Source organism: Streptomyces sp. Wb2n-11 (assembly GCF_001049855.1).
In the GTDB taxonomy this organism is placed as follows: Bacteria; Actinomycetota; Actinomycetes; order Streptomycetales; family Streptomycetaceae; genus Streptomyces; species Streptomyces altiplanensis.
The window spans coordinates 6,034,970-6,047,059 of the sequence record NZ_CVPB01000001.1 but is presented as its reverse complement, the minus strand read 5'-3'; the positions used below and the strand labels follow the sequence as shown (position 1 = coordinate 6,047,059).

Below are 12,090 nucleotides of genomic sequence, written 5' to 3'. Positions count from 1 at the left end.
CTCCTTGCAAAACGGAAAAAGAGGGGGGAGGCGGCGGGAGCGTCAGGCCAGGGACGCGTACAGACCGGGGCGGCGGTCGCGCAGGTACGGGTTGTTCTCGCGCGAGGCCCGCAGGAACTCGGGGTCGGCGTCGCCGAAGACCAGCTCCTCGCCGCGGCCGGCGCGGGCGCGGGAGGCGCCGTCGGGGCCGGCCAGGCAGCTCAGTCCGACGAACTCGAACTCGCCCTCGGGGCCGGTCCGGTTGACGTAGGCGACGTACATCTGGTTCTCGAAGGCCCGCACGGGGACCACGGACTCGGCGACGAACTGGAACGGGTGCATCTGTGCGGTGGGCACCAGCAGCAGGTCGGTGCCCGCGAGCGCGTGGGCGCGGACGTTCTCCGGGAACTCGACGTCGTAGCAGATCATGAGGCCGACGGTCAGGCCGCCGAGCTCCGCCTGGACGACCGTGTCGTCGCCGGGCGTGAACCACTCCTGCTCGAAGCAGCCGAAGAGGTGGGTCTTGCGGTAGTTCGCGAGGCGGGCGCCGTCGGGGCCGATCAGCTGGGCGGAGTTGTAGACGCGCTCGCCGTCGCGCTCCGGGTAGCCGTAGTGGACGGCGAGCCCGTGGCGTACGGCGATGTCGGCGACGGCGTCGGCCGACTCCCCGTCGGCGGGCTCGGCCAGCCGGTGCACCTCCGCGCCGATGGCGTAGCCGGTCAGGAACATCTCCGGGCAGACCAGCAGTCCGGCGCCGGCCGCTGCCGCACGGCCCGCGGCCTCGTCGAGGACCTTGAGGTTCGCTTCGACGGAGCCGGGACGGCCGGAGCTCTGGAGCAGGGCGGTGCGGAGCGGCGGCATGGCAGACCTCGGGCAGATGGGGGGCGTGCGGGAGACGTTAAGACGGTACGGTCCGCGCTCACCCCCGGACAAGGCGCGACCGTTGCGGACCGACCGTCGATCCGTTGCGCAATCAGGGCCCGCGGCGGTGATTCGTTGCGCACCCGCCGGTGGGACTGCGGCCGTACGGTCCGTACGCCTCGGGGCGGACCGTACGGGCCGGGCTCCCGCCGCGCGGCGGACGGCGGGGCGTGCTCCGGCACGATGTGCGCGAGGCGCGCCGGCGGAAGAGTGAGGGGCGTCCGGACAACAGCCGGATCACTCCACCCGACCGAGGAGCTGTCATGAACCGTCCGACCCGCCACCGTACGAAGATCGCCGCGCTCGGCGCCGCCCTGCTGATCACCGCCGGGGCCGCCGGCACCGCCCTCGCCGCCGGGGACGCCGTCCCGCGCGGCAAGGAGCGCGAGGCGGCGGCGCTGACCGGCACGGCGAAGCTGTACCGGCCGGCCGGGGACGACATCACGTTCACCTTCGACGCGCATCTGGCGGCGAAGGACACCATGGACCCGGAGAAGGCGTACGGCACCTTCCGCTTCGAGCACGCCTTCCCGGACGGCACCTCGGGCTGGGCCAGGGGGAAGGTCGACTGTCTCGTGACGGGCGGCAAGGTCGCCGTGGTCACCGGCGTCCTCACCGACACCGACCGGCCGGGCAAGGGCAGACGGGTCGGGATCTCGGTCCACGACCAGGGGAGGAACGACCGGCTGGGCTACAGCTGGATCGGCCGTGACGTGGAGAAGCAGGAACTGCCCAAGTGCATGAGTTCCGCCCCGTTCGAGAAGACCAGGGCGGGCTCGGGCGACTTCAAGGTGCTGCCCTGGCAGCCGCGGTACGAGCAGGCCCCCGCGGAGGGCTAGGCGGGAGAGCCCGACGAGAAGCGCCTGAGCAGCGGGGAGAGCACGAGCACCGACTTGGTGCGCTCCACGAACGGCTCCCCCGCGATCCGCTCCAGCACCCGCTCGAAGTGGCGCATGTCGGAGGCGAAGATCTGGACGACGGCGTCCGCGTCGCCGGTGACGGTCGACGCGGACACCACCTCCGGGTAGCGCGACAGGCCACGGCGGATGTCCTCGGGGGACGTGTTGTGGCGGCAGTACATCTCGATGAAGCCCTCGGTCTCCCAGCCGAGGGCGGCCGGGTCCACCCGTACGGTGAACCCGGTGATCGCTCCCTCGGCACGCAGCCGGTCCACCCGCCGTTTGACGGCGGGAGCGGAGAGGCCGACTTCGGAGCCGATGTCCGCGTAGGAGCGGCGGGCGTCCTCTGCGAGGGCGTGCACGATGCGTTCGTCGAGATCGTTCAGTCGCACTACGGGTGGATCACTTCTCTGCGGTGGCCAGACTGGAGCGGCGAAGGCCGTAGAAGAAGTAGAACACGAGCCCGGCGACCATCCAGCCACCGAAATAGACCCAGGTCTTGCCGGGCAGGCTGTACATCATGTACGCGCAGAAGGCGAAGCCCAGGACCGGCGTCACCGGGAACAGCGCCACCCGGAAGGTGCGCGGCATCTCCGGCCGCTTGTACCGCAGCATGACCACGGCGACGTTCACCAGGGCGAAGGCGAAGAGCGTGCCGATGCTGGTGGCGTTGGCCAGTTCGCCGAGCGGGATGAACGCCGCGAGGACGCCGCAGAAGAGCGACACGATGACCACGTTGGCCCTCGGCGTGCCGGTGCGCGCGTCGACCTTGGCGAAGACCTTGGGGACCAGGCCGTCGCGCGACATCGCGAAGAGGATGCGCGTCTGGCCGTACAGCACGGCGAAGACGACGCTCGCGATGGCCACGACCGCGCCGGCGGCGAGGACGACGCCCCAGAAGCTGTGACCCGTGACGTCCTTCATGATCTGCGCGAGCGCCGCCTCGGTGCCTTCGAAGTCCTGCCACGGCATGGCGCCGACGGCGACCAGGGCGACGAGGCAGTAGAGCACGGTGACGATCAGCAGCGACAGCATGATCGCGCGCGGCAGGTCCTTCTTGGGGTTCTTGGCTTCCTCACCGGCGGTGGAGGCGGCGTCGAAGCCGATGTACGAGAAGAACAGGGTCGCCGCGGCGGCGCTGATCCCGGTGACGCCGAGCGGGGCGAGCGGGGCGTAGTTGCCCGCCTTGATGCCCATGAAGCCGATCACGCAGAAGAGCACCAGCGTGGCGATCTTGATGAGAACCATGATCGTGTTGACGCGGGCGCTCTCCTTGGCGCCGCCCATCAGGAAGACCATGGCGAGCAGGATGACGACGAGCGCCGGCAGGTTGATGAAGCCGCCCTCACCGAGCGGGGCGGACACGCTCTCGGGGATGGTGACGCCGATCGTGCCGTCGAGCAGCTCGTTGAGGTACTCGCCCCAGCCGACGGCGACGGCCGCGACGGAGACGCCGTACTCGAGCACCAGACACCAGCCGCAGATCCACGCGACGACTTCGCCCATGGTTGCGTACGAGTAGGAGTACGAGGAGCCGGACACCGGTATGGAACCGGCCAGCTCCGCGTAGGAGAGCGCCGAGAAGAGGGCGGTGAGTCCGGCGATGACGAACGAGATCGCGACGGCGGGTCCGGCCAGGGGGGTGGCCTCTCCGAGGACGACGAAGATCCCGGTGCCGAGCGTGGCACCGATGCTGATCATCGTCAGCTGCCACATGGTGAGCGAGCGACGGAGCGCGCCGCCTTCGCCCTGGCCGCCCTCGGCGACGAGCTGCTCGACGGGCTTGCGCCGCATCAGCCGGCTGCCAAGCTGCGGACGCTTGGATTCCAGTTGGGGAGTGACGGGTGGCGCTGCGTCCAACACTGGGGTGGCTCCTTATCGCTGCCGATCGGGAAGGCGGCGACCGCGACGGTCCACTCGGGGTGTAGGAACAGCCCGGAGCTCGGGAACCGCCGAGCAGGCGGTCCCCGCCACTCCACGTACAGCGCGAAGCCTACGAGGAGTGTGTTCCCGTCCGTAATGCAGCAACCTTGCGTATCGACGAATGATCATTGCGTGCAACCGCGACACATGACTCTTTGTTGCGCCTCACCTTTCGATTTCCGTTTTGTCCGGTACGACGCACACCCCGCGCACACCTCGCGCACACTCCCTTCCGCACCCCCGCACACGACGACCGGAGGCCAACCATGACGACAACGGACCGGACAGGCCATGCGGGCCGGACAGACGCTGCGGGATGGCTGGACCCCGGCCCCTTCCTGCGCGGCGTCGCCTGGCGCGACGGCCTCCGCGCCGTGCGCGCCGACCCCGCGGACCTGGACCGGCTGCCGTGGGACACCGTGGAGCGCTCCGCCGTCCCCGTCGGTGTACGGCTGGAGTTCACGGCGCGCGGCGCCACCGCCGTCGACATCCACTACCGCGCGGCCCTGCCCGGTCCCGGCAGCGTCCTGCGCGACCTCGCGCACACCTTCGCGCTGTGGCACGACGGCGCCCTCGTGGCGGAGGTCAGCGAGGCCCCGGCGCGGGAGACGGTCGTACGGATCGGGCTGCCGGACCGCCCGGGCCGGTTCACGGTCCACCCCCCGGAGAGCCAGTGCCCGGAGATCCTCGGCCTGCGGCCCGTCGGCGGCTCCCTCTCCCCTGCCCCGCCCCAGCCCCGCTGGCTGGTGCACGGCGACTCCATCACCGAGGGCTGGTGGTCCACCCGCCCCGCCCACGCCTGGCCCGCCGCGGCCGGCCGTACGCTCGGCCTGGACGCCGTGAACCTCGGCCACGCCGGCGCCGGCCGCGGTGAGCTCGCCGTCGCCCAGCAGCTCGCGGGCCTGCCCGCCGATCTCCTGACCCTCGCCTTCGGCACCAACTGCTGGTCCCGCACCCCCTTCTCGGCGCCCCTGCTGCACGAGACGGTGCGAGCCTTCATCGGCCTCGTACGCCAGGGGCACCCGGACACCCCGCTCCTGGTCGTCTCCCCCGTCCTGCGCCCCGAGGCGGAACGGGCCCCCAACGCCCTGGGTGCCACCCTCGTCGACCTGCGCACCGCCCTGGAGGAGGCCGTCCTGGCCGGCATCGCCGCGGGCGACGGCCGGCTGGCCCTGCTCCCCGGCCTCGGTGTGCTCGGCCCCGGACATCTCGCGGACGGCCTGCACCCCAACGACGCGGGCCACGCCCTCATGGCCGACGCGGTCACCTCCGCCCTGCGCGAGGCGCGCTTCGTCGGGCCGTCGGGTCCCTGAGGGCTCTGCCCCCGCGTTCGCCCACGACGTGAGCATTCGAGGGACCAGAGGGTCATGGGAACGCAAACAGCGGGTAAGGGAGCCCGTGATGACTGAGGAGCCGCCCATGGTTGTCCTGGATTCGCTGCAGGAGAGCAGCGCGACAGCCCGGGAGGCCGCCGCCGATTACCTGACCCGGTACTGCCCCTGGGCCGACCTCGACGCCGTGCTGCTCGTCATCGGCGAACTGATGGCCAACGCCGTGCGGCACACCTCCGGCTGGTGGCGCCTCACCCTCCTCGTGGGCCCGGAGGAGCTGGTGATCGAGATGGACGACTCCAGCGACCAGCTTCCCGTCGCCCGCGAACCGGACTTCTCCGGCGGCGGCGGGTTCGGCTGGCACATGGTGCACAGGCTCGCGGGGCGGGTGGAGGTCAACCCGCTTCCCGAAGGCAAGCGGATACGGGCGGTCTGGCCGCGTCCGGCGCAGGCGTACTAGGGCGGCGCGCCCGGCGGGCTCCCCGCAGAACACTGCCCGCAAAACCCGGGCCGACCCGGCCGGGACCGCCGCCGTGACGGCCTTCGGCGAGGTCGTGGACATGGCGCGGCGTCATCTGCGGACTCGGCTGCCCCTGTCCCCGTCCGAGCCCCTCACGCAGTCGGCCACGCGCCCCCGGAACACCGCCTGACCTGGGCTTTTCCTGTGCCCGGACCTAAAATTCCCTGATGAGGGAAGGGGACCGGATGGACCGGAACATACGCACGGTGGACGATGTACTGAGGCTTCTGGACGGCCTGTTCGCGCCGGAGGCGGACCGCTGGACGTCCGGCGGGGCTCCCTGGTGGGACCGTTTCTACGCGGACCGCTCGAAGCCGGTGCCGTTCTTCGTGGCGAAGCCGGACGAGAGCCTGGTCTCGTACGTCGACCGCGCTCTGATCACCGCGGGCCGCGCCCTCGACCTGGGCTGCGGCCCGGGCCGCAACGCGCTCCACCTCGCCTCGCTGGGCTTCGAGGTGGACGCCGTCGACCTCTCCCCGGCAGCCGTCGCCTGGGCCGAGGACCGCGCCCGCGAGGCGGGGGTCGACGTACGGTTCCACTGCGGCGACGCCTTCGCTCCCACCGGCAGCGGACTGGGCGGCCCGTACGACCTGATCTACGATTCCGGCTGCTTCCACCACCTGCCGCCGCACCGCCGCGTCAGCTACCTCGCCCTTCTCGACCGGGCCCTCGCGCCCGGCGGGCATTTCGCCCTCACCTGCTTCGCGGCCGGCGCGATGGGGTCCGAGCTCCCCGACGCCGACTTCTACCGACGGCCCGGCCTCCACGGAGGTCTCGCCTACACACCGGATTCCCTGCGCCGGATCTTCTCCGACCTGACGGAGGTCGAACTGCGCCGCATGCGCGACGAGCCGCCCGAGTCCCCGTCCTTCGGCGAACCCTTCCTCTGGACGGCCCTGTTCCGCCGGGACGCCGGGCGTGGGATCGAATCGGCGGACGGACATGTCCTCCCGTGAGATCCGCATCCCCCTCGACGAACTCGTGGGGGTCCTGCGGGACCTCGACGAGTCCGTGGTCTCCCTCGACCGCCCCGGCTCGCGTCAGGCGTCGGGGACCGCGGACGAGCACACGGTCGGCACGTTCGTCGCCGACTGGCGGGTCGCTCCCCGTCCGTCCCACGCCCGAGGCGTCATCGGCGCCGCCCTCGACGCGCAGCTGAGCGAGGCGGAGAACCTGGCCATCGACGACCTGGGCGAACAGGGCCGGTCCTTCGGCGACCGGAGCGGGCCGCGCAGGAGGCCGTGACGCGGCGAAGGACCCGTACGGCCGGGAGCCGTCCCCGGGGCCGGCGCCCCCGCCCGCACCGCGGCCGGCCCCGCGGAAGCGGGGACCGGCCGGGGGTGACAGGCGGGAGCGGCAGCTGCCGGGACGTCAGCTCCAGCTGGCGTGCAGCGGCTTGCCCTCGGCGTAACCGGCGGCGCTCTGCACACCGACGATCGCCTTCTCGGCGAACTCCTCCAGCGAGGCGGCACCGGCGTACGTGCACGAGGAGCGGACACCCGCGATGATCGAGTCGATCAGGTCCTCGACGCCCGGACGCGTCGGGTCGAGGAACATGCGCGAGGTGGAGATGCCCTCCTCGAACAGCGCCTTGCGCGCACGGTCGTACGCCGACTCCTCGCTCGTACGGTTGCGTACGGCGCGGGCGGACGCCATGCCGAACGACTCCTTGTAGGCACGGCCGTCGGCGGAGTGCTGGAGGTCGCCGGGCGACTCGTACGTACCGGCGAACCAGGAGCCGACCATGACGTTGGACGCGCCCGCGGCGAGCGCCATCGCGACGTCGCGCGGGTGGCGGACCCCGCCGTCGGCCCAGACGTGCTTGCCGAACTTCTTCGCCTCGGCGGCGCACTCCATGACTGCGGAGAACTGCGGCCGGCCCACGCCGGTCATCATGCGGGTGGTGCACATGGCGCCGGGGCCCACACCGACCTTGATGATGTCCGCGCCGGCCTCGATGAGGTCGCGCACGCCCTCGGCGGCGACGATGTTGCCCGCGACGATCGGGACCTGCGGGTCGAGCCCGCGCACGGCCTTGACCGCGGCGATCATCGACTCCTGGTGGCCGTGCGCGGTGTCCACGACGAGCGTGTCCACGCCGGCGTCCAGGAGCTGCTTGGCCTTGCCCGCGACGTCGCCGTTGATGCCGACGGCGGCCGCGATGCGCAGCTTGCCGGCCGCGTCCGTGGCAGGCGTGTAGAGGGTCGCGCGCAGAGCGCCCTTGCGGGTCAGGACGCCGACGAGGCGGCCGTCCCCGTCCACGGCGGGCGCGTACTTGCGGTTGGCGTGGTCGAGCCGGTTGAAGGCCTCGCGCGGGTCGATTCCGGCGTCCAGCAGGACCAGGTCGCGGGACATGACCTCGGACAGCTGCGTGAAGCGGTCGACGCCGGTCAGGTCGTGGTCGGTGACGACGCCGACGGGGCGGCGCTCCGCATCCACCACGACGCCCGCGCCGTGCGCCCGCTTGGGCAGCAGCGACAGCGCGTCGGCGACGGTCTGCGAGGGGGCCAGGACGATCGGGGTGTCGAGCACCAGGTGGCGCGTCTTCACCCAGGAGACGACCTCGGTGACGACCTCGATCGGAATGTCCTGCGGGATGACGACGAGACCGCCGCGACGGGCCACGGTCTCGGCCATCCGGCGGCCGGCGATCGCGGTCATGTTGGCCACGACCAGCGGGATGGTGGTGCCGGTGCCGTCGGGCGACGTGAGGTCCACGCCCTGGCGGGAGCCGACGGCCGAACGGCTCGGCACCATGAATACGTCGTCGTACGTGAGGTCGTACGGCGGCTTCAGATCGTTGAGGAAACGCACGTGCTGAACATCCCAGTCGTTCGGAGTTGGCCCCCGGGCATTTCAGCCGGGGAAAAACGCACGTACTTCAGTGTCCCACGACCGTGCCGATACACCCTCCGGGTCAATCATCCAGGTCACAGCGGGTGCCCTTGTCGGATCCTCCAAACGAAACCACGTCCGTCCGCGCTCCGGCCCGGCCGGCTCAGTCGTCAGGGTCCGCCCGGTCCAGCGCGGGCCGCGGCGCCGTGCCCGTCTCGTTCAGCAGGTAGTCCGCCGCGGCGGTGTCCGTGACGAGGCTGGTGACCAGGCCCGAGCGCAGTACGGCGTCGATGGCGGCCGCCTTGCGCAGTCCGCCCGCGATGGCCACCACCTCGGGGACCCGCCGCAGCCGGTCGGCCTCGACGGTGATGCACCGCTCGCCCAGGTCGCGCCCGACCCGGCGGCCCTCGGCGTCGAAGAGGTGCGCGGACATCTCGGCCGCGACGCCCAGCGAGGCGTAGTGCGCGCGCTCCTCGTCGGAGAGCATGTCGTGGACGGTGGAGATGCCCGGCTCCCAGGAGCCGATGGAGACGGCCGCGACGGTCACCTTGTCGAAGTACTCGAAGGCGCGGGCGATGCCGGTCTGGCTGCGCAGCGCCGCAGCGGTCGCCGGGTCGGGCAGCAGCATCGGCGCGTAGATGGGGTGCGCCTCTCCGCCGGAGACCTGGGCGGCGCGGCGCACGGCTTCGACGGAGCCGCGCTCCGCCGTGCCGGCGTCGTACACGCCGGTCAGCTGGACGACCGTGCACGGCGGCAGCTGGTGCAGGGCCGCGGCCATGTGGATGGTGGACCGGCCCCAGGCCAGGCCCAGCACGTCGCCCTCGGTCACCAGTTCGCCGAGCAGGTCGGCCGCGACCTCGCCCAGGTTCTCCGGGTCGGTGGGCGCGCTCCCCGCGAAACCGGGCGTTCCCGGCAGCGCGTCCTCGGGGGCGTCGGCCGGGGACTCGACGACGACCGCGTGCCGCAGGCCGTAGCGGGCCCGCAGCGCGTCGGAGCGCTCCGCGTCCAGCTCCGCGGGCACCCTGATCTCGATGCGCACGAGATCGCGTTCGAGGGCGGTCTCCAGGACCCTGGCCACCTTGAAGCGGCTGACGCCGAACTCCTCGGCGATCTGGATCTTGGACTTGCCCTCCAGGTAGAAGCGGCGGGCCATGGCCGCCGCCTGGACCAGTTCCGCGGGTCCCATCCGCAGAGCTGACCGGCCCGCCGACATTGCAGACACCGCGTTCTCCTCACTGCTGTTCACACACGGGGCTCGCTGTTCATCCTGTCAGATGACAGAGACCTTGATCAGCCCCGAAGGGCGGCGTTCACCGAGCTGTGGCTCAGTGGTTGCATGCCCAGGCCGCGGTGGCCGTGGCTTCGGTCGCCTGATTGCGCAGCATGCGCACCGCGGCGGCCGGGTCGTCCGTCCCGTACACGGCGGAACCGGCGACGAAGACGTCCGCGCCCGCCTCGGCGCACCGCTCGATCGTCGACGCCGATACGCCGCCGTCGACCTGGAGCCACATCTCCAGACCGTGCTTGGAGATCAGCTCACGGGTACGGCGGATCTTCGGCAGCATGATGTCGAGGAACGCCTGGCCGCCGAAGCCCGGCTCCACGGTCATGATCAGCAGCATGTCGAGCTCGGGGAGCAGGTCCTCGTACGGCTCGATGGGCGTGGCCGGCTTCAGCGCCATGGAGGCACGGGCGCCCTTGGCGCGGATCTCGCGCGCCGTCCGTACGGGTGCGGCGGCGGCCTCGGCGTGGAAGGTGACCGATCCGGCACCCGCCTCGACGTACTGCGGGGCCCAGCGGTCGGCGTCCTCGATCATCAGGTGGCAGTCGAGCGGGATGTCCGTCGCCCGGCTGAGGGCTTCCACGACCGGGACGCCCAGCGTCAGGTTGGGCACGAAGTGGTTGTCCATCACGTCGACATGGAGCCAGTCCGCGCCCTCGACGGCCTTGGCCTCCTCGGCGAGCCGGGAGAAGTCTGCGGACAGGATGCTGGGATTGATCTGCGCGGCCATGACCCAAGCCTGCCATGTTCCGCGGCGGTTCCCGTCCCCGGTACGGACCGAAGCTTCCGGGATTCCGGTCCCCGTGGCGGTGGCACGCCCCGGGGAGCGGCCTCCCGGCCGCCCAGGACGGACAAAACCACCCAAGTCCCGGACAGCACCGAGGAGTCCACCGGCCGGCCCCGCCGCCGGCGGACGGCTACGCGGTCCGGCGCAGCAGCGCCAGGTACATCGCGTCCGTACCGTGCATGTGCGGCCACAGCTGTACGTCGGGCCCGTCGCCCAGCGCCGGTACGTCCGGCATCAGCGGCCTGGCGTCGATCCACTCGACCTCGACCGGCTGGTGCCCGCCGCGCCCCCTGATCACGTCGTCGACGACGACCCGGGTCTCGGCGAGGTGCGGCGAGCAGGTCGCGTACCCCACGACACCGCCCACGCGCACCGCGTTCAGCGCCTCGCGCAGCAGCCCGCGCTGGAGCGGGGCGAAGTCGTCCAGGTCCTCGGCGCGGCGTCGCCAGCGCGCTTCCGGGCGGCGGCGCAGCGCGCCGAGCCCGGAGCACGGGACGTCCACCAGGACGCGGTCGAAGGAGCCGGGGAGCCACGGCGGGCGCGTGCCGTCGGCGGCGACGACCTGATACGGGCCGGGGTTGCCCTCCAGTGCCCGCTCGACGAGGCGGGCGCGGTGCGGCTGCTTCTCGGCGGCCAGCAGCGCGGCGCCGCGCTGCGCGGCGAGCCCGGCGAGCATGGCGGCCTTGCCGCCGGGTCCGGCGCAGCCGTCCAGCCAGCGCTCGTCCCGCCCCTCGACGGGCGCGTCGGCGAGCGCGACGGCGACCAGCTGGCTGCCCTCGTCCTGGACTCCGGCGCGGCCCTCGTGGACGGCCGCGATGGCGCCCGGCTCGCCGCCCTCGGCCAGCCGTACGGCGTACGGCGACCAGCGGCCCGGCAGCCCGGACTCCTCGCCCAGTGCGTCCAGCAGCTCCTCGGCGGTGGAGCGCCCCGGGCGGGCGACGAGCGTCACCTCGGGCCGCTCGTTGTCGGCCTCGAGGAGGTCCTCGATGCCGGCCCGGCCGCCGCCCAGGGCGTCCCAGAGCGCGGAGACGATCCAGCGCGGGTGGGAGTGGACGACGGACAGGTGCGCCTCGGCGTCGTCGTCGTACGGCGGAGCGACCTGCTCCACCCAGGCGTCGAGATCCTGCTTGGAGATCTTGCGCAGGACCGCGTTGACGAACTTCGCGCGCCCCTCGCCGAGCACCACGCGTGCCAGCTCCACGCTCGCGGAGACCGCGGCGTGCGTCGGGATGCGGGTGCCGAGCAGCTGGTGCGCGCCGAGCGCCAGCACGTCGAGGACCGGCGGGTCCACCTCGCGCAGCGGCCGGTCGATGCACGCCGCGATGACGGCGTCGTACGTGCCCTGGCGGCGCAGCGTCCCGTACACCAGCTCGGTCGCGAGCGCCGCGTCGCGCTCGTCGAAGTTGCCCTTGGCACGGGCCTTCTTGAGCAGCGGCGGCAGGACGAGGTTCGCGTACGCGTCGCGCTCGTCGACGGCGCGCAGCGCCTCGAAGGCGAGGAAGCGGACCGGATCCTTCTGGGGACGCCGGTGCGGCCTGGCCGGACGCTTGGCGGGTCGCTTGGCGGGACTGCTGCTTGGCTGGTCACTCACGAAAAAGGTGCTCCGCTGGAGA

The 12,090-nt window shown here is 72.2% G+C and carries 12 protein-coding genes; 5 read left to right on the top strand and 7 right to left on the bottom strand.

What is annotated here, in order from left to right:
- Window positions 1-42: 42 nt before the first annotated feature.
- Window positions 43-840, bottom strand: a complete 798-nt coding sequence (locus BN1555_RS27620; protein ID WP_093801893.1) for a carbon-nitrogen hydrolase family protein — start codon at window positions 838-840, stop codon at window positions 43-45.
- A 323-nt stretch (window positions 841-1,163) separates the two neighbouring features.
- On the opposite strand from BN1555_RS27620, the gene BN1555_RS27615 reads away from it, so the two are divergent.
- On the top strand, window positions 1,164-1,739 hold the full coding sequence (locus tag BN1555_RS27615; protein WP_093801892.1) for a Repetin: 576 nt from the start codon (window positions 1,164-1,166) through the stop codon (window positions 1,737-1,739).
- Here the strand turns inward: BN1555_RS27615 and BN1555_RS27610 are convergent.
- Both BN1555_RS27610 and BN1555_RS27605 read right to left on the bottom strand, forming a co-directional pair.
- Window positions 1,736-2,191, bottom strand: a complete 456-nt coding sequence (locus BN1555_RS27610) for an Lrp/AsnC family transcriptional regulator (protein WP_069929730.1) — start codon at window positions 2,189-2,191, stop codon at window positions 1,736-1,738. The genes BN1555_RS27615 and BN1555_RS27610 overlap by 4 nt on opposite strands.
- 10 nt (window positions 2,192-2,201) lie before the next feature.
- Window positions 2,202-3,662: an amino acid permease gene (locus BN1555_RS27605; RefSeq protein WP_093801891.1), complete on the bottom strand. Its 1,461-nt coding sequence runs from the start codon at window positions 3,660-3,662 to the stop codon at window positions 2,202-2,204.
- Window positions 3,663-3,988: 326 nt separating this feature from the next.
- Here BN1555_RS27605 and BN1555_RS27600 point away from each other — a divergent pair, with 326 nt between their 5' ends.
- The 4 genes from BN1555_RS27600 to BN1555_RS27585 all read left to right on the top strand — a co-directional run bounded on the left by BN1555_RS27600 (window position 3,989) and on the right by BN1555_RS27585 (window position 6,818).
- The gene (locus tag BN1555_RS27600) at window positions 3,989-5,035 is read left to right on the top strand and encodes a GDSL-type esterase/lipase family protein (protein ID WP_093801890.1); all 1,047 of its coding nucleotides are present in this window, start codon (window positions 3,989-3,991) and stop codon (window positions 5,033-5,035) included.
- 106 nt (window positions 5,036-5,141) lie between these two features.
- Window positions 5,142-5,513: an ATP-binding protein gene (locus BN1555_RS27595; protein ID WP_255306201.1), complete on the top strand. Its 372-nt coding sequence runs from the start codon at window positions 5,142-5,144 to the stop codon at window positions 5,511-5,513.
- Window positions 5,514-5,758: 245 nt separating this feature from the next.
- On the top strand, window positions 5,759-6,529 hold the full coding sequence (locus BN1555_RS27590; RefSeq protein WP_093801888.1) for a class I SAM-dependent methyltransferase: 771 nt from the start codon (window positions 5,759-5,761) through the stop codon (window positions 6,527-6,529).
- Window positions 6,516-6,818, top strand: a complete 303-nt coding sequence (locus tag BN1555_RS27585; protein ID WP_093801887.1) for a hypothetical protein — start codon at window positions 6,516-6,518, stop codon at window positions 6,816-6,818. The genes BN1555_RS27590 and BN1555_RS27585 overlap by 14 nt, the downstream gene beginning before the upstream one ends.
- 126 nt (window positions 6,819-6,944) lie before the next feature.
- On the opposite strand, the gene BN1555_RS27580 is transcribed toward BN1555_RS27585, so the two are convergent.
- The 4 genes from BN1555_RS27580 to BN1555_RS27565 all read right to left on the bottom strand — a co-directional run bounded on the left by BN1555_RS27580 (window position 6,945) and on the right by BN1555_RS27565 (window position 12,068).
- Complete coding sequence (locus tag BN1555_RS27580) at window positions 6,945-8,387, bottom strand: GuaB1 family IMP dehydrogenase-related protein (RefSeq protein ID WP_093801886.1); 1,443 nt, start codon at window positions 8,385-8,387, stop codon at window positions 6,945-6,947.
- A 184-nt stretch (window positions 8,388-8,571) separates the two neighbouring features.
- Window positions 8,572-9,654: a sugar-binding transcriptional regulator gene (locus BN1555_RS27575; protein WP_093801885.1), complete on the bottom strand. Its 1,083-nt coding sequence runs from the start codon at window positions 9,652-9,654 to the stop codon at window positions 8,572-8,574.
- A gap of 79 nt (window positions 9,655-9,733) precedes the next feature.
- Complete coding sequence (gene rpe / locus BN1555_RS27570) at window positions 9,734-10,420, bottom strand: ribulose-phosphate 3-epimerase (RefSeq protein ID WP_093801884.1); 687 nt, start codon at window positions 10,418-10,420, stop codon at window positions 9,734-9,736.
- Between the two features lie 187 nt (window positions 10,421-10,607).
- Window positions 10,608-12,068 (bottom strand): RsmB/NOP family class I SAM-dependent RNA methyltransferase, encoded by a 1,461-nt coding sequence (locus tag BN1555_RS27565; RefSeq protein ID WP_093801883.1) that lies wholly within the window; start codon window positions 12,066-12,068, stop codon window positions 10,608-10,610.
- Window positions 12,069-12,090: the final 22 nt, after the last annotated feature.

Bases quoted from the DNA above. Each gene is read 5' to 3' on its own strand.
- BN1555_RS27595 (WP_255306201.1), top strand. From the start codon at position 5,142: ATGGTTGTCCTGGATTCGCTGCAGGAGAGCAGCGCGACAGCCCGGGAG.
- rpe (WP_093801884.1), bottom strand. From the start codon at position 10,420: ATGGCCGCGCAGATCAATCCCAGCATCCTGTCCGCAGACTTCTCCCGG.
- BN1555_RS27615 (WP_093801892.1), top strand. From the start codon at position 1,164: ATGAACCGTCCGACCCGCCACCGTACGAAGATCGCCGCGCTCGGCGCC.
- BN1555_RS27620 (WP_093801893.1), bottom strand. From the start codon at position 840: ATGCCGCCGCTCCGCACCGCCCTGCTCCAGAGCTCCGGCCGTCCCGGC.
- BN1555_RS27590 (WP_093801888.1), top strand. From the start codon at position 5,759: ATGGACCGGAACATACGCACGGTGGACGATGTACTGAGGCTTCTGGAC.
- BN1555_RS27600 (WP_093801890.1), top strand. From the start codon at position 3,989: ATGACGACAACGGACCGGACAGGCCATGCGGGCCGGACAGACGCTGCG.
- BN1555_RS27585 (WP_093801887.1), top strand. From the start codon at position 6,516: ATGTCCTCCCGTGAGATCCGCATCCCCCTCGACGAACTCGTGGGGGTC.